General features: G+C 36.6%; 8 protein-coding genes. 2 read left to right on the forward strand and 6 right to left on the reverse strand.

The window, feature by feature from the left end:
- Window positions 1-145: 145 nt before the first annotated feature.
- From BZG01_RS18195 to BZG01_RS18210, 4 genes are all read right to left on the reverse strand, one after another.
- A complete protein-coding gene (locus tag BZG01_RS18195; RefSeq protein WP_101311273.1) occupies window positions 146-1141 on the reverse strand; it encodes a PorP/SprF family type IX secretion system membrane protein in 996 nt (331 codons plus the stop codon).
- A gap of 229 nt (window positions 1142-1370) precedes the next feature.
- The gene (locus BZG01_RS18200) at window positions 1371-13610 is read right to left on the reverse strand and encodes an Ig-like domain-containing protein (RefSeq protein ID WP_143470948.1); all 12240 of its coding nucleotides are present in this window, start codon (window positions 13608-13610) and stop codon (window positions 1371-1373) included.
- A 367-nt stretch (window positions 13611-13977) separates the two neighbouring features.
- Window positions 13978-15363, reverse strand: a complete 1386-nt coding sequence (locus BZG01_RS18205) for an aminopeptidase P family protein (protein ID WP_101311275.1) — start codon at window positions 15361-15363, stop codon at window positions 13978-13980.
- A gap of 140 nt (window positions 15364-15503) precedes the next feature.
- Window positions 15504-15959, reverse strand: coding sequence for an Lrp/AsnC ligand binding domain-containing protein (locus tag BZG01_RS18210; protein ID WP_101311276.1), 456 nt, complete (start codon window positions 15957-15959; stop codon window positions 15504-15506).
- Window positions 15960-16333: 374 nt separating this feature from the next.
- Between BZG01_RS18210 and BZG01_RS18215 the strand changes: the two genes are divergently transcribed.
- A complete protein-coding gene (locus BZG01_RS18215; RefSeq protein WP_101311277.1) occupies window positions 16334-17806 on the forward strand; it encodes a cobyric acid synthase in 1473 nt (490 codons plus the stop codon).
- Between the two features lie 6 nt (window positions 17807-17812).
- Entirely contained in the window at window positions 17813-18361 is a 549-nt protein-coding gene (locus tag BZG01_RS18220; protein WP_101311278.1) for an AAA family ATPase, read from the forward strand.
- Here the strand turns inward: BZG01_RS18220 and BZG01_RS18225 are convergent.
- Window positions 18334-19002 carry an adenosylcobinamide amidohydrolase gene (locus BZG01_RS18225; RefSeq protein ID WP_101311279.1) on the reverse strand — a complete coding sequence of 223 codons (669 nt, stop codon included), beginning with the start codon at window positions 19000-19002 and terminating at the stop codon, window positions 18334-18336. The genes BZG01_RS18220 and BZG01_RS18225 overlap by 28 nt on opposite strands.
- A gap of 4 nt (window positions 19003-19006) precedes the next feature.
- Entirely contained in the window at window positions 19007-19951 is a 945-nt protein-coding gene (locus BZG01_RS18230; RefSeq protein WP_101311280.1) for a tRNA-dihydrouridine synthase family protein, read from the reverse strand.
- Window positions 19952-19994 lie beyond the last annotated feature (43 nt).

The following is a 19994-nucleotide window of genomic DNA, read 5'->3' on the forward strand; positions in this document are numbered from 1 at the left end:
ATCAATTACTAATGGATAGATTTTTAATTGTGTTTGGGATAAACCCAAACACGAAGAAAAATAAAGAAAAAGTCAGGCAACTCAATAATTTTGGTTTAATAGCTGCATAAAACTTAACGAACTATTGATTTGTATTACAATGCTGTTAAAATACGGGAGAACGAACAGCTTTAATCTTTCTTTTCCTTTTACTGGTATCAAATGCCAAAGGAAATGAGAACGAAACCTCGTGTGCTCCTGTATTGGTATGGATCAATTTTGTAATTGCGTAGTCGTAACTATAAGCGACTTTAAACCTTTCGGTAACAAAACCAACCATAGCTATAAATGAATCGTAATTCAGCTCAAAATTCTGATTAAACCACAATCCAAAAACCATTGAACTCTTACTGGCATATAAACCGTAATTCATCTGAGAAAAATCACCTTGTTTTTGAAATAACAGTGCCGGAGCCAAAATCCATTTATCAACATAGCTACGACTTCTTCCACCTAATACAAATTCAGCTCCTGCATGAAAAGTATATTTGGTTTCCAATTTATCTTCATGTTCATCATCAAAACTAAGATCCGGCTTTGCCAGATGATGAGCCGCAATACCAAAATAAAAGTCTTTATAGTAGGCAATTGCTCCCAACGAGAAATCCCATCCATCTTTTTTCCTGTTCGCAGGATCATTATTATTGTTATGCTCAAATATTTTACCATGAATTGGTGACACCTGATCGGGGAACACTAAATTCGTCCAATCTACTCTTTTTTGCAGAAAAGACGCTTGAATGGCTGGTCTCACAATTAAATCATCATTAATCCGCAGGTAAAATGAATACATTCCTGCAAAATTTGTCGTTTTTAGTGCTCCGTCTCCCTGATCATCCTGAATAACCATGATTCCAATTCCCCCGTTTACAGCTTCGTAAAAATTATCAAATGAAACACTATAGGTTACGTAGGGTAAATCCAAATTTGGCCATTGATTCCTATAATTTAAACTTACATTAGAATAATTAGTAGAACCAGCGAGAGCTGGATTTAAATAGAGTTTATTGGCATAAAATTGAGAAAACCGAATATCCTGAGCTTTACCCGTAGAAACAATTCCTGCAATCAATATACAAAAAGCGAATAGTGCCTTTTTCATAAATAGTATAATTAAAGTTCTCCGCCAGGAGAATTTTCATTTAGTGGTTAATTCAAACTATACGCGCCAAAATTTATTTTGTTAACAAAATCCGGCATTATTTTATTTTTTCATTACAAAACCAAATTTCCAATTCCTTAAATCGCTATTAGTAATGAATGTTATTTCACGCAGTTTGAGTTTCTGCGAACAGAAACTCAAACACACGTAAAATAAAACTTTCTTCAAATTATCTTATCAACATAAAGGTTCCTTTATTGGTGAGTTCCCCATTTATAAATACAACCCAAACATATGCTCCGGCCGGACAAAGTTTCCCTTTGTATTGTCCATTCCATCCGCCTTTGTACCCTTGCTCGTTAGTCTTATACAGCAATTCTCCCCAACGATCGTAAACATACATCTCAAACTCTTCAATAATTGAGAATCTTTCATCGGCATTTCCTCCCATATTCTCATTATCGCCAACAAAGAATCTATCATTCGTTCCATCATCGGCTAAAGGTAGAAATGCATTTGATGACTCTATTCCAACAGGTTTCACTTCAACATAGGCAGAATCAATAGCCACACAACCTAAATTATCTTCCACCTTAAGCTTATAGGTTCCAGTCTCTGACACTTCAAATCTTTGGAAAATGCTACCATCCTGCCATTCAAAAAAGTAAGGTGCGTAATCCGAAGGAAGATTTGGACCAAAGGTCACTGTTTGTCCCTCAAAAATCAAAGTATCTTTCAATCCCAAGTTTGGTTTTGGATTAATCACGAACAATTGCTCATCACCACAACCATAATCGTTGGAAACTTCCAATTTATATTCTCCTGGCTTGTCAATCGTTCTTACCGGTGAACTATCATCATCATTCCAAACAGGATTTTCCATCCCTGTAATGTCAATCTCATATTTATCACCTTCGCAACCAAATTTATCCTCTCCTAATGTTGGATCAGCAACCATTGTAACAGTTACTTCTCCTGCAGCATCACAACCGTATAAATCAGTTACACTAATGGAATAAGTATGTGTTCCTGCAGGTGCATCAATAATTTTAGGACTTCTTATATCCGAATGATCCAAATGATCTGGATTTGTCCAACTAATTACATCTTGATCTCCAACGATATCGGTTTGCAAAACCAACTGATTGCATTGACTAACTGTTGTATCATTAATAGTTGTTACAACAGGAAGAGGAGCTACTGAAAGGTTTAATAAATCAATTCCTTCACAACCATGCTCATCCTTAACCATTGCCAATAATACCTGCGATTTTCCAGGTGTAAATGTAGGATTCATTGAATTAGGATTATCTAAATTATCCGGTAAAACCCTATTGTTATCCTGCATTTTAAACCACTGGATATTATCTTCGTCTGTTTTAGCACTAAGCGGTGTCGGAATACAACTACCTACAGTAATATCATCAGTAATATCAACTACTGGTAAAACATCTACCGTTAAATTAGTAACTGGTGTCACATTCGAACATCCGTTTCCATCTGTATAAGAATAGTGTACCGCATAGGTTCCTGCACCACGATCAGAAGGATTAAATTCTGTTTGTGAGATTCCATTAATCCAATAGATTCCACCTTCAGGGAAACCTCCGGTTAACACGAATCCATTTTCACAAACTCCTTTAGAGCCTAAGCTTGTTAAGTTCACGTTTGGAAGTGCATTTAATACGACTGCAGAATCAACTCGAGATTGACAACCTGTTGCCAAATCCCTAATCGAAACAGAAAGACTGCCCGGAGAAAGTTCCTCCCATGTAACTCTGGTTTTTGCTCCTTCTTCAGGACCGGCAAATATACCACCGTCAACATTCCAACTGTAAACATCAGCACCAACCTGGTTAAGCACATAAGTCACACGATCCTCTTTAGCACAAAGTACCATTCGACCATAAATCGCAGTATTTGGAAGAGCATTCACGACTAATTTTGTAGGTTTCGTTGATCGATAATCAGTACAATCATCAGACAAAATACAAGTATAATAACCGCTGTGAGCAACTTGTGCTGAAACGATGGATAGTGATGATGTATTGACTCCAGTAATAACTCCCGGAACATCAACAACATCAACTCCATCAACTTTCCACTGGTAATTTACATTATTCCCAACTACATCAGCTGTAAACAATACATCTTCACCAGCACAAACTTCCATATCAACCTGATCTGACAGAACCTGCAATTGCGGTGTTACATTCAAAGCAACCACCGGACTAAATTCTTCTCCACAAGTAGAATATACTCTGCAATTATAATCTCCATCATCCGAAAGCTTAATATTTGTAAGACTTAAAGTCTCACTTGTTTTTCCAGGAAGATCAATACCATCTTTTCTCCACTGATATTTTAGCAGTTCTCCTGTATATTCAACTGTAAATTCAACCAATGGCTCATTTTCACAAACAGCTTTTCCAACTGATGAAGAGACATATACCGGCAACTGAATAACTTCCAAATTCGCACTTGAAGAAACATCACCACACATACTCGTAACCTGAATTTCGTAATTGCCTTCGTTACCTAAAGCTAGTGGATCGTAATGAAGTATTTTCTGATCAGATACGTTAACTCCGTCCATCGTCCACTCAAATGTCATGCTCGATGTTCCATCAATATCAGGAACCCAATCCAAAACACTTCCTTCGCAAAGGGTCGTATCACTTAAGGAAGTATTTAAAACTGTTTGAGAATAAACCCGTACTGTTGTTGTCTCAGTTATTACAGAAATTCCTTCGCCTTCAATCTCACATTTATAAACTGCAGCATCTGCTAAACCAAGTGCAGCAAAGTATAAATTCAGACTTGTTTCAGAAGGAATCAGAATATCATTTTTAAACCACTTAACTGATGAGATTTGTCCTGTTGCAGATATTGACAAACTTAAAGGATCGCCAACACACTTTTCCTCTAAAGTATTCAACCCGGAAACAATAGTGACAGGTTCCTTTACAGTTAATTTACCTGACGCCAATCTTTGACCACAAGCTCCAATAATTTTACAAGTATAATAACCGGCATCAGCCATCGCAATATTAGTAAGAGTTACAGAAGGCCCTGTTTCTGTCAAAGGTACTTTTGTTCCATCTGTTAATTCATGAGTCCACTCAAAAACTAAATCAACACCAGTTACGTCTACTGTCATTGTATAACTTTCACCTACATATTTAGGAACATTTTTAAGTGTTGCATGAAGTAGAGTATTCGGTTTAACAGTTAAGGTTGTTGATTGAGAATCGTCACCACAACCTGTTGTACTGGTAATCTTACATTCAACATTATAAGTTTTGGATGTATTTAAATCGAAAGGCTGAACATCTGATGCATCAATTATTAATTCCGAAGAATTCACTGATTGATCCAAGCCGTCAACTAACCACTGATAATTGAGGTTTGCTCCAGTTGCAACTGCTCTAAACACAACGTCGTTTCCTGCACAAACAGTTTGGGATGCTATTGGATTAAGAGTTAAAATTGGATTGATCACCTGATTGCCTAAAGAAGCATCCGAACCACATAAATTATTAACAGTAACCAGATAATTTCCCGCTTCAGATAATTCTGCCGTTCCTAAATCCAATTGATCAACAGTAGTCGTTACTTGAGTAACATTATCATTTAGTGTCCAAACAGGATCATCATAAGTTCCGCTTACAACAATTGGTCCGAGGACTAAAGACTCTCCTTCGCAAACTGCAGCAATAGCATCTATCCCCGTTGTAATTTCAGGTACATCCAATGTTTTTACTTTTATTGTATATACAATATCAACCCCACAATTTCCAGAGACAGTACAAACATATGTACCGGCATCAGCAGCATCAACAGAAGGTTTTACGTAAGTTGAATTCGCGGCAAAACCTGCACCATCTTTAGTCCATACATATGATGTAACATCACCAATAACTTTAGTCTCCAATTTTAATTCTGCACCAATACACAAGGTTGTTTCTGCATTCCATGTATTACTTGCTGCAATTGGCTCATAAACATTTACATAACCAGAAACTGTTTTAGTAGTACATCCGTCTGAAACTTCAACTTTGTACATACCCGTTTGCGCTTTATCTGTCGCAGTCAAGCTGAAGCTTGGATCTGTACCTATTAGCACATTATCCTTATACCAATTATAGCTTGCTGTCTTAGCTGCATCTATTGTTGTAACACCAACAGATAACACTTCGGTATCTCCAATACAAACCTGAGAAGAATTACCCCAAGCAGCAATTGTAAGTTCGTCATAATGATAAACTACAAAATTATCTGTTTTATCAGGACAAACACCACCATTACCAGCAGTTACCTGATAATTTCCATTATCTGAAGCACCAATACTTACTGTTGATGTGGTTGAAACTTCAGCAGCACCTTTCATCCAGGAAAATGAGATTGGCTCTGTTCCTGAAAGATTAGCCAAACTGATTTGTTTCTCAACATCAAAGCATAAATTCTCATCAGCAATAGCATCAAAACTAACTGGTTCAACAACATTTAACGAAGCAACACCAGATGTTTCAGCAGCACTCACACCATCACGAACGATGCATCGGAAAGTCCAACTGTTCATTGCAAGAGTTGTTGTTGCTATTTCTAATTTTGAACCATTAACATCTGTTACAACATTTAATTCTGGAACTCCGCTTACAGTATTATAAACAATACCATCTGTACTGTATTCCCAATCGTAATTCAAACCTGAAGTTTTTCCAGTAATTTCAAAATCTACAGCTCCCCCCAAACAGGCTTCCATATTCTGTGGTTGCCCTGATATTTTAACAACAGAAGTTATCGTTAATGTTGCCAGATTACTTGTTGCATTTGCAGAACATTTTGTATTTCCAACAATACAACGGTATTGATTTCCATTAAAATTTGTCTGATCTGCTCCGGTAATACTAAGAGTTGCACTTGTAACTCCGGTATATTTCCCTCCATTTGAAAGGCTATTCCATCCCAAACCAGTATCTTCTTGCCACTGGTAAGTGTAATCAGGTTCTCCTGCAGCTTTTACTGTAAATGTTGCATTTCCACCATCAGGAATTGTACTGTTCAAAGGATCATCAACAATCGAAACTTCTTCGTAAACTGTTAAGGCTGCAACTGCGGATGTCGCAGTATTACACGCATCACCCGAAACAACACAATAGTAAGATTGACCATCAACCGGTGTCGTAACCGTTAGGCTGTAAGTATTTCCAACTGAAGTATCATCTTTATCAAACCATTCGTAATTTACTGTTCCTTCAGCTGTTCCTGTAACAGAAAATACCGGATTGGCATCACTGGCACACATTATTTTATCTGTAGGATCAGTAACTGTTGCATCTTCCTTAATATCTATCACATAGCTTATAGTAGCGTCTCCACAAGCAAGATCATTATAAACATCACATTTATATGTTTTCTCATTAGCTAACGAAACATTGCCCAAATCATAGCTCGAACTTGTTGATAATACAACTCCCGGACTTGTACTTTCATACCACTTATACTGGATATTGCTGCCAGAACTTGTCGCAACAGAAAGAACAAGGGATTCTCCTTCACATTTTGATAGGTTATTAGTTCCAGCTGTTGTTACGTTGATAGCTTCATAAACTTCCAACTGAACAACATTAGTATCATCATCAGTTAATCCATCACTCAATACACATTTGAATGTCCAGGAATTCATTGCTGTTGTTGAATTAGGAACTGTCAATGTAGAGATTCCTCCTCCTGTTACAACAGTCATACCGTCTTGTCCATCGGCATCTACAAAACCCGCACCTTTGTCATATTTCCAAATAAAACTGGTAACAGCACCCGTTCCCTCAACAGTGAAAGTAGCTGTATTGGTTTCACAAAGCTTCTGATCAACAGGTTGATCTTTTATTTTAATAATATTATTTAGAGTCAAAGTTGCAGGTAAACTAGTAGCTATTCCTGAACAAGATGAGCTGGTAACAATACATCTGTACTTGTTTCCATCAAATCCATTTGTCATTAAGACTCCTGTTAGTTTTAACTGGGAAGATGTGGTTCCAGAATATTCAGCACCGTCAGATAAATCAGTAAATCCAGAACCAGAATCCTCTTGCCATTGGTAAGAATAAATTGGTTCTCCGGATGCTGTCACCTTGAAACTCGCATTACCACCATCGGCAACAGTAATATCAACAGGATTCGTTGTACTAACTTCTGATAAAACAGTTAGACTTGCACTATTCGATTTCGCCGTAGAACAATAATCTCCTGATACAACAGCATAATAACTCTGCCCGTTAACCGGACTTGTTACTGTTAAAATATTACTTGTCGCTCCAACTACAAGATTATCATCTTTATCATACCATTCATAGTTTACAATTCCTTCAGCTGTTCCCGTTACAGTAAAAGCAGGATCTGTATCATTTGCACACATAGTAACATCAGCAGGATTTGTAACAGTAGGCAATTCCTTCACATCCACAACAAAAGTTCTCACCTCATCACTACAATGCTCATTATTATAAACTTCACATTTATAAGTTCCTGCCTTAGCTGATGAAATAGTACCCATATTATAGGAAGCATTTGTCGATAAAATTGAGGATTCAGCTCCAACTTTATACCATTTGTATCTGATATTATCACCCGTTGCAGTTACTGACATTGAAAATGCCTGACCAGCGCAAGGAGTAAAAGTTTGATCAACAGTTGTAACTGAAATATCAGCCAAAACATTTATGACAAGCTCATTCGAATATTGATCAGCACTAACACCATCACTTACAACACATTGAAATTTCCAATTATTGATATCCAAATCATCCGCAGGAATTGTTAATGTTGACACTAATCCAGCTTCTGAAGTAGAAATTCCATCTTTACCGTTAGCCGTTTCGTATGCCCCTGCTCCTTTTTTGTAGTACCAGGTGTAAGTTAATCCTGCTGTTGTACCTTCAACACTAATGCTGGCATTGGTATTAAAACAAACAGTTGTGTTTGTTGGTTGAACAGCAATCTTTGTAACCTCTGTAACCGTTAGTGTTGCAGGATTGCTGGTTACTGATGAAGCACAAACCGCTCCAGAACTAATAACCTCACATCGATATTGGTTTCCATTAAAAGTTGCTTTATCAGCACCGGTTATTTGCAATTTGGCCGAGTTAACACCTGAATATTTCCCTCCGTTTGAAAGGAGATTCCATCCAGACCCAGAATTCTCATACCACTTGTAAGTATAAGATGGTTCACCCGAAGCTACAACACTAAAGCTAACATTTGCTCCATCTGAAATTGTTCGATCCAGAGGGTTTGTAACAGCTACATTTTTAATAATGGTTAAGCTTGCTTTATTTGAAGTCGCAGTATTACAAGTACTACCCGAAACAACACAATAATAACTTTGTCCGTTAACGGGTGAAGTTACTGTTAATGAATTACTGGTTGCACCAGCTACTGCAATGTTATTTTTATCATACCACTGATAAGTTACCGGAGCCTCGCCTGTGCCTGTGACTGTAAAAACAGGATCTGCATCTGTTTCACACATCACAACATTTGCAGGATTTGTTACAGCAGCATGTTTATTAACCTGAACATCAAATGTGAGCGTCTGATTTCCACAATTTAAATCATTACTTAATTCACATTTATATTGTCCTGACTGAGAGAATAAAATATTTCCTAAATCTAAATTAGATTTATCAGATAAAGTAGTAGAAGGATCCGTTGTCTTATACCATTTGTATGCAATATTATCTCCTGTTGCAGTCACAAATAAATTAGTGGCAACATTTTCACAAACCACTGTATTGGCAGGAGATTGATTAGTTACTACAATTGTATTTCTAACATCAAGATTAATTGTTACTTGTGCATCACCACAATAATCTGTTTCAATTTTTGCAATGTAATCACCATCATCTGCAGGACTTGTGGCAGGATTAATAACAAAATCAGCAGGATCAGCATTACCATCTGTAATTACAGCTCCATCTTTCCACCATACAATCCCTTTATGTTCTCCCGATGCCGAAACATCTAAACTAACTGATCCGGAGCACTCTGCCAGAGTATTGTCTAAAGCACTTATTACTGGCTTAGCATGTACAATAACGCGATATGTCTTTATCGGAGTTTCACACTTTCCAACAACAGTTGCGGTATATAAATATGGACCAACAATAGTATGTGCATCCAGTTGAATAGAAGTTCCTGTTCCTATATTCGTACCGGCAAAGTTTTTCCAAACAATTGAATAATCAGCAGGATTACCATTAATCTCAGTAGTAAGTAAACTAAGCAATGGTTTTTCACCCTCACAAATATTAATTATTTTATCAGCAGGATCAACAAGGGAAACATGTGTATTAACTTTCAATTCTCTTTGAATAACCGCAGTTCCACAGCTCAAAGTAACATTACAATAATAAACTCCCGCATCCGCCAAACTAACATTTGTCAAACTCAAAGTTTCTGTCGTTCCAACTATTGGGCCTGAATCCTTATCCCCAAATCTCCATTCGAAAACAGGAGATCCTAAATAAGTTATTGTCGTTGAAAAATTATCGCCGACACAAACAGTCGATGTTCCTGAAGCCGGAGAAGTAACAGCTTCTTTCGTTAAATTGGCAGTTGCTGTTTTCGTATTTCCACACTGATCGGTAACAACAACTTTGTAGTTTCCAAAGTCAGCATCCTGAACATTCGACAATTCCAATTTATCAGAATCTGTTCCAATTGGATTTCCTAAATTGTCCGTCCAAACATAATGAAGAACAGTGGCGGTAGGTATTGTAGATACTTTAGCTTCAAAGGTTACATTCTCACCAATACAAGTTCCAACATCAGCAACTGAAAGAGTCCCAAAATCAGAAAACATATTTAATGTACGCTTAAAAGAAACCGGAGCATCACAAGAACTACCAGCAAAAAATTCCCAGATTCCCTGATGGCTTGCATCAACCGTAAAGGTATATGGATTAGTTATGGTTTTAATTGTTCCATCAGGCTCCTTTACCTGATAAATATATACTGCTCCATTAATATCAACATCAAAAGTTGCTGTAACACTAGTGGTATTACAAAATGGACCAGTATTGTCTAAACTAAACCCATTTACTTTAATTTTAGGGGTTACAATTAAATCTGCGGCCGAAAATCCAGAATTACATCGATTTGTAACATCTACCCTATAATTTCCTGCATCAGCATTCTTAACACTTGATAAATTAAGAGAAGATAAATTATTCAATAAATCAACTCCGCCTTTGTTCCAACTATAGGTATAAAAATCACCGGGATATTTCATATCCACACTAAATGAATGATTATTCCCTTCACAAACCGTTGCATCCTGCAGTAGTTTATCAAACTCTACCAATGGATAAATATCCAAATCAAATACAGCCATCCCCAAACTATTTGGACACTCGACTGTTTCACCGGCAATTGTATAAACACTGGTTACTTTAACTTTAAATGTAGCATCTCTATCTAACATTGAAGCAGTATAATTCAATACACTTCCTGTTTCTGATAGTGTTTGAGATCCTCTTTTCCAATCATAAGTTAAAACACCATCACCTGTTGCCAGAGCAGTTAAAACAATATCCTGCCCCACACACAAATCATCATTTGAAGTTATACTATTTAATACTGGTGTTGATAACACATTAATAACAACCTGATCAGATGCAACCCCACAACCATTCTCAACCTCGCAACGAACTGTATAGGTTCCTGTTGGGTAATTAAATGTATACGGATTTTCCAATGAAACAGGAGAAGTTCCTCCATCAACATACCATTTTACATCTCCAGCATCTCCAGTTACCAACGCATTTAATATCGTACTTGATCCCGAACAAAAACTAGTCTTGTCTGTATCAATACTTACTGTTGCTTCCTCATCAACTAATACATTTAATGTAACATCCACTGTAGCTCCGGAAGTTCCACAGTCTTGATATTCCGGTTTAAATCCAATAGTACATATATACTCCCCTTCTTGTGATTTCTGAGGATTAGCAAAAACTAATTCATGTGATTTAACTCCATTAAATTCCGTTCCATCAACCAAATCGACACCACCTTTAGACCATGAATAGTCGTACCAGGTAATATCTCCATTTGAAACATCCAATGAATTCTGTACACCTTTACAAAAATGAACAATATCGCCATCACTTCCATAACTGAAATTTGGAACAACCCTCGCGGTGAATTTTGCAGTATCCTGAACTGCCTGAACGAATGATATACTATCCAAAGCAAAAAAAGCATCCTGAGTATCAAGATTATGATTAAGTATCTTAATTGTTGCCTTCCTTGCTGTTCCCGGTTTCCAAAGAGCTGAAACCGATTGCCACTCTGTAGATTTGTCTATTTTAAAATCTTCAATAATTGTCTCATCGTTAACAAGCACTTTAAGCGACTGATTATAAGTCGAGTTCTCTTTTGCCAAACGCCCGTGCAACTTAAAAATATAACTGAAATTTTCTTCTACAGGTAATTCATTCACCTGATAAACCACTTCTCCTTGTCTATCCGAATATCCTAAGAACATTCTTCCTCCGTCCATTGCTCCAAAGTCAGCTAAAACAGGATTTTCTGCTACAGGGGTGGATGCCAATGCGAAATTTCCAGGGTCAACAAGATTACTGGTAACTATTTCGTAATCAGACTCAAACCCATTAAAACCATCAGAAAAATCACCATTAAATAAAATATCCAAACTTGGATCTCTGTAATATCCCAAAACATAATAGATCGTTTCTACATCCGGAGCTGGCACAACCAGCGGTCCATTCTCAATAATTGGATCCCCTGTAAAATCATTTACATACCATTCATAAAAGTCTGGGAATGGTTCTACAAGAGCAACACTTATATTATCATCATAACTTTCACAAACCAGACTTATTTCTTTATCTATATTTAACACAGGATGAATTGGAGATACTGCCTTTGTAAAACCAGAATAGTATCCGGCAGCACCCAAAGTATTGGAACTCGCTGTCCATGCAACATTTATAGCCTTACTCCCTGTAAAACGACAATCACCGCTTATATTCGGTACTTTATAATATACCCATTCTGTTGTTCCAGGCACATTCTGAGGATTACTTAAGGATATTCCATTACGCTGTACATCTACATTTTTTTGCGACAAAACCGTAACCGTTGGATTTATAAGACCTCCGGTACCGGTAGTAATGTAATTAGCTTGAGGAATCACAACCTCCTTAATTCCCAATCCTGTAAGAGGAGGAATAAAATTAAGTCCAATATTTGTCCAGTCCTGACTTGTACCACACATGGTTTGGTAAACATATACATCTTTACCTTTTGTATCAATATAAAGTGTTGGAAGTGCTTTAGGATTAACAATGTCATCCAAAATGATAAAATCGCCTGCATTAGCCAGTGTACCTTTATTGTTTCCATTTACCCATACTTCGGTATTTGCCTGGGTTGCCACAACAATAGTTCTTTCCTGTCCAGCAAAATAAGCAGTAGGATCTGGCTCAGCCTTTCCTTCTCCTTTCATTACTATGTATTTGTCTCGCACCTGATCCACCGGAACAATCTGATCGAAACCAATATCCTGAGATGGCTTCGCCCCTGCTGTCCATGAACCACAATTCACAACAATTTTTTGAGTTGATGTAATATGCGTCCCATTCATTCCGTTTCGCACCATGGCAGTTTCGCCACTAAATTGACTAGTATGCAAATTTACCCCAATGACATAACTCTGCCCTTTGCTTAGTGTCCCCGTTATAACATCAGAAGGATCTATTGATTGTAAAACTACATTTGCACCATCGTATTTTGTAATGTACTTACATTTAATTCCAGAAAAATTAACGGTTGTCTGCCCATCTTCAACAGCCATCACTGAAATAAAGTGGCTTCGAATAGGATAACCTCCACTATACGAAGGATCTGAATAATTAATTGTGTGGCTATACAAATGCCCTGAATAAAAATCTTTTCCTTTGGCATACGCTCCTTTTGCCGAAAGAGAACCTCCATGCGTTAATGCTCCATATTCCCCGCCATTACTAAAGCCATGCCTTATATTTGCGAAGAAAGGACCATCATACGAATAAATTCTTAAACCCCTTCCGTTTAAAGGTTTGTTTAATTCTTTTGGTCCTATAATTCCATACGAATAACTACACCCATCAGGATAAGTACTCGAATTATGCGAACTATACGTAGCTCCTCCCGGAGTTTTAAAAACATAAGTTTTGCTTTGATTACGATTAATTGTAAACGGGCCTGCTACTGTATTACCTTGTCCATCTTCAATAAAAACCTTAAGGTCTTTTTCAGAATTGGTTGACAAGAAAAGTTCTTGTTTTCCCACCTGAGCAGAACAATAAAACGGCGGCACATAATGCTCATAGTCATACTGAGCCATTCCGCTGAATGGCAAAATAAACAATAAACCAATACAGGCTAACTTAAATACTTTCATTAATAGGGTAGAAATTTTACCATTTCTCATGTCATTAAGATTCAAAGTTAAAACGAAATTAATTTGCAATGAAAGACACTTTACATTGAAAAAGCAACATAAATTAATCAATCAAAACAACTCACAAAACCACCCAAACAGATAGTTTAAACAGATTTAAACAATACAATTCATTAAATCAATTTATCATTTCCTTGTGGGCCTAAAAAAGCTCCGCAAAGTATCTGTTTAAACTGATAAAAGATGATTTTTGTTACATGAATATTATAAAAAAGCAAATTTAAGTAAAATTAAACGAATTAACGATAATAATAAAAGGCAACATTCTCCAGAAATGCTGCCTTTAAAATATGCCTACTGCGTGTATTTAACGCATTATTTTCTCTACTTCCTCTATACTAATTGGAATCCTCTTTCCAATCAAACGATTTCCTTGTTCAGTTACCAACACATCATCTTCCAAACGAATACCTCCAAAATTACGATATTCATAAACTTTATCGTAATTGATATAATCCAAATGCAATCCTTCCTGCTTCCATTTGTCCATTAGTGCCGGAATAAAATAAATCCCCGGCTCATTAGTGATTACAAAACCTGGCTTTAGCTCTTTTCCAAGACGCAAATAAGCAGTTCCAAACTGATCAATCCGCTGTACCTTTTCATCGTATCCAACCAAATTCTCACCGAAATTTTCCATGTCGTGCACATCCAATCCCATCATATGCCCAAGCCCATGAGGCATAAATAAGGCATGAGCTCCAGCTTTCACAGCTTCTTCAATATCACCTTTCATTAAACCAACCTCTTTTAAGCCCTTGGCAAGTACTTTACAAACCTCCAGATGAATACTCTGATAAGTAACCCATGGACGAATCAACTCATTCCCTTTGTTGATTCCAGCCAGTACAATCTCATATATTTCTTTTTGCTTTTGACTAAATTTTCCTCCTACAGGAATTGTTCGGGTATTATCAGAAGCATAATGAGAATCTGTTTCAGCACCACTATCCACAAGCAATAAATCTCCAGCTTTAAGCAGATTACCATGCTCATGATTGTGTAAGGTTTCTCCTCTTCTTGAAACAATAGCTGGAAATGAGAGCAGTCCTCCCGCTCTTAATGCTATGGCTTCGCATTCTCCTGCAATTTCTCTTTCGTAAACTCCATCTTTGGCCATTTTCATTGCTGTGGTATGAATCTCATAACCAATTGCAGCAGCACGCTCCAATTCCTTAATCTCATACTCATCTTTTATTTCACGAAGTGAAATAATGGCTTTAACAAATTCCTCCGATACATTCTCTTTAATTGCATTCAAAGGCGTACCTAACATTTCATGAATCAAAATTTTATTTTCGGCACGATAAACAGGTAGAAAATGGATTTTTCGACCTTCTTTTATTGCTTCAGCAACAAGAGATTTCAAATCATTAAACGGAGCTGTGTTTTCAACACCAAAACGTGCTGCCTGATCTGCAACACTTGGCTGTGGTCCCATCCAAATTATATCATCAATATCAACATCGTTACCAAAAATGTAATCTTTATTATTATCGATATCAAAAACACCGGCAAAACCTGGATGATCGATACCAAAAAAGTACAAAAATGTACTATCCTGACGATAATGATAAACATTATCGGCGTAATTCATTGGCGCTTCAGGATTACCTAATACCAATGCAATTCCGTCTTTCATTATTTCACGTAATTGGCTACGTCTTTTAATGTATACTTCTTTTGGAAACATATTGCTTTGTATTTTAAGTGTTTTGTAAAATGAATTCGAAAGATACAAAAAAGAGAGTTATTTGGTAAACGATAACAACTATTTATAGATACAAAAAAAGGCTTCCGATAATGAAAGCCTCATAATTCAATAAATTATTATTATAGTTTAATTTCCCGGTCAACTGTTTGATCCAGAGAAATAAATGTTTCCGTTTTTGATATTCCGGGAATATTCTGTAGTGTATTAATTAAAATATCCATCAAATGTTGATTATCCCTGCAAAGCATCTTTACCAAAAATGTAAAGTTACCAGTGGTAAAATGACATTCTACTATTTCAGGAATAGCATCAATTTTCTCAACAACCATTTTATATTGATGTGCATGATCAAGAGAAATACCAACAAAGGCACACACCTCATATCCTAAAGCTCTTGGCTTAACAATAAATCTAGATCCATCAATAATTCCTGCATCTTCCAGTTTTTTAACTCTTTGATGAATTGCTGCACCAGAAATTCCACACTCTCTGGCTATTTCCAAGAATGGAATCCTTGCATTTTTAATCAAGTAAGATAGAATCTTCTGATCTACAGCATCAATTTGAACTTTCATTAGTATTTGTAATTTAGATTTAAATAGTTAGTCGATGGTTCCAAAAAATTTAAACATTCTACACGAGCCACATTGTCATGCTGCTAGTTTAATATTATAAAGAGACCACTTGTTACAATTCATTACAATATTAGCAAAATTATTACTAATTCATAAGCAAATAAAATCTAAAACTACAGATCAACAATATTTAGAACCAATTCACTCAGACCTCAACCTTACATTTTATTTAGTCAAACTTCACTAAATTTCCCAAAAATACTGTTTTACAACAAAAACAACTCGATAAAAAAAGACTAATTTTGAAAGCCAGTTGAAATTGCTCTTTTTAAATATCAACTATCTCCTTTAGTTGAATTGAAAATAAACACTTTATGATTAAATTAAGACCATTAATGTTTGTCGGAACAGGATCGGATGTTGGAAAAAGCATTATCAACACAGGTTTTTGCAGAATTCTTAAGCAGGATGGCTATCAACCAGCACCATTCAAGGCTCAAAATATGTCACTAAACTCTTTCGCAACACCGGAAGGATTTGAAATTGGCCGAGCGCAGGCTGTTCAGGCTGAAGCCTGCGGATTAGCTTGTCATACAGATATGAATCCCGTATTACTAAAGCCTACAAATGATAAAAGTTCACAAGTTGTTTTGAATGGAAAACCTATTGGCACTCAAACTGCGGTCGAATATTTTATGGGGAATAATAAGCATGCTTTATTTGAAGAAGCAAAATCTGCATTTCATCGATTGAACCAAAAATACAATCCCGTAGTATTGGAAGGAGCGGGCAGCATATCAGAACTAAATTTAAAAACCCGTGACATAACCAACATGCGAATGGCTGTTGAAGCCAATGCGGTTACCTATTTAATAGCTGATATAGATAAAGGTGGTGTTTTCGCGAGTGTTTATGGAAGTATTCAGTTACTTGACGAAGACGAACGAAAGCAAATCAAGGGAATTATTATCAATAAATTTAGAGGAGACATAAAACTATTCGAAGACGGGAAAAAGATTCTTGAAGATCTTACCGGCAAACCTGTTATCGGAATTCTCCCTTATTTTAAAGATATCCATATTGAGGAAGAAGATTCTGTTAGTCTCGGAAAAAAATCAAAAACATCCAGTAAAGAAAAGATCAACTGCGCTGTTGTTATTTTACCACGCATGGCCAACTTTACTGATTTTGACGTTCTGGAACACGATCCAAGAGTTCATCTTTACTATACAAACAATCCTTTAGAAATAGAAACTGCCGACATCATAATCCTTCCGGGAAGCAAAAACACCATTTCCGATCTTCAGGAACTAAAACAAAACGGTGTTGCCTTGTCTATTGTTAAAGCGCACAAAAATGGAAAAAAAGTAATTGGTATTTGTGGTGGCTATCAAATGATGGGTGAAAAGATTAGTGATCCACTACAAATTGAAGGCAACATTGAAAGCACTGCGGGTTTGGGGATTCTTCCTGTAGAAACAACAATCACCAATGAAAAACTCACAGAACAATGCACTTTCAAATTCAGGGATTCAAATCAAGTGTGCTTTGGATATGAGATTCATATGGGAGAAACTATTGCTGTCCAAAATAACATACCACTATGCATTTTATCCAATGGAAAAACTGATGGCTATTTTCTAAATCAGAACTGTTGGGGAAGTTATATTCATGGTATTCTGGACAACAAAATTGTGATTCAACACCTGTTATCCGGATTCAATCTGGAACAAGAAAGTGATTTTAATTATCAGGAATTTAAAGAAAACCAATACGACAAACTGGCTGATTTAATAAGAGAAAACATCGATATGGATCTATTTTACGCTCATTTAAAAGAAGATTAACTGAACATGAACAAGTACCATAATCGATACATAATTACTGGTGGTCCGGGATCAGGAAAATCTACTCTTTTAAATAAATTATCAGAACAAGGCTATCAGTGTTTTGAAGAAATATCAAGGATTGTTATTCAGGAGCAACATCAAATTGGCGGAGATAAAGTTCCCTGGCAGAATCTATCCGAATTTGCAGAAATTTGTTATGAGCGTATGAGTTATCAACTTACTGAATGCAAAGCCGAAGGAAAGTGTTTTTTTGATCGTGGGTTACCTGACATTATTGCCTACGTAAGACGAGGAAACTTGACTGTTCCATTAAAATATTTTAAAAAATCCGACCAATACAACCAAACCGTATTTCTTGCTCCGCCTTGGAAAGAGATTTTTATTAACGATGCAGAAAGACCGGAATCATTTGAAGATGCAAAGGAAATATCGGTTTTCTTAAAAAACACTTATGAAGAATTGGGTTTTACTGTTGTTGAACTTCCTAAATATTCAGCAACAGAAAGAGCTCAATTTATTACCAATTATTTAGTCGCCGATAATGATTTATAAATGGCTTCATAAGTTGTTTTTGCCAACATTTCCCCAAACAAAACATGTTTGCCGCAATACTGAACTATAGGACCTGTACCACATGCAATTGCCGTGGAATCAGTTCCTGTTCCCGTTGCCAATAATCCACTAACCGGACTCAGAACTTTCAAATCCTGCAGACAAGCTGCTTTTGCTTCCGCCACCATCATTATGCATTCAACCATACCTGCATCAGAAAGATTAGCATTAGTAGTAACCAGAATATTAATAGTCCCTATTTTTTGACACTTCTCATTCACGAATTGATAATCAGCCTCGTCTCCTGCCCTGCGGGCATTTGACACTCCGGATGTAACAAAAACCTCTATCCAAACCCCCTGCTTTTCAACTCGAATTCTTCGAAATGAACTCATTAAGGCCGCAGTCATCATTCCCACACAATTCCCTTCCCAATTTTGGGAGTCAGCTATTCCTTTAAGCGTAATATCCGGAGATTCAAAATCAGTTCTTTCTCCTTTAAAATTAGCATCAACCTTTGTATTCAAAAAATGGTCAGCAATTTGGCAACCACCGTTTAAAATTGCAGAACTTACCATCCTAACCGGATTCTTAAACTCAACATGAAGGAATTGATCCGTTAATTCGATTGAAAATTTCATTCTTCTACTCCTTTACATTTTGTTGGAATGCAAACGAAACAGCCTCGTTATATTTTTTCAAGCTTCCCGATTTCTTGATTCCTTTGTAAACTTTTCTCTCATTCTCAAAATGACTGGAGAAATACTCCCAAAACGGCTTCACTTTTTGCAGGATCTGTGTATCTCCACTTAAAAATGAAGTATAAGTAGAAAAAATTTCATCGTACATTTTACGCAATGCTTTTTTACGAATATCTGCAGACGGAATTTCTATTCCCTTTATTTTTGCCGGCAACCAATAATCTTTCAGAACTCCTCTTCCTATCATCACATGATTTAGGTTTGGCAATTGAGCATTCAAGCTCTCAAAGTCATCAAGTGTCTCAACATCACCATTAAAGCCAATTATTTTACTAAAACCTTCCTGTATTTGCTGAAAATAATCCCGATCGGCACTTCCCTTATACATTTGCCTGCCAATGCGGGGATGAACAATAATTTCATCAATATTAAAGTTCTTCATCACATCCAAAACCGAAAGTATCTCCGATTTATCCTCCAAACCCAACCGCATTTTAATCGACAGGTCTATTTTCCCGGAATATCCACGTTCCAGAATATCCTTTATCTTTTCAGGATATGGCAACAAGCCAGATCCCTTCTTTTTCCCGGTAACCATAGGAAAAGGACACCCTAAATTCCAATTCATTTTTTCATAGCCTAACCCTGAAAAATACGTCTCAAAAAATTGAAACTCTTCAACAGATCCACCTAGAAACTGAGGCACCAATCGATTATTTCTCTCCAAAAAAGGTTCTACTTCTCTTTTGTGAGAGGTTCTTATTTCTCCTGAATTTTGAAGAACAAGAAAAGGGGTATAGAATTCATCTACGCCCCCAATGCATTTTTCATATGCTTGTCGGAACACCCAATCAGTATATCCCTGAAGAGGTGCTAATGAAATTTTCATGTGATTATAATTTCTTGTTTGTCGCTCCCAAATGCTTTTGGAA

Source organism: Labilibaculum manganireducens (assembly GCF_002843385.1).
Taxonomy (GTDB): Bacteria; Bacteroidota; Bacteroidia; order Bacteroidales; family Marinifilaceae; genus Labilibaculum; species Labilibaculum manganireducens.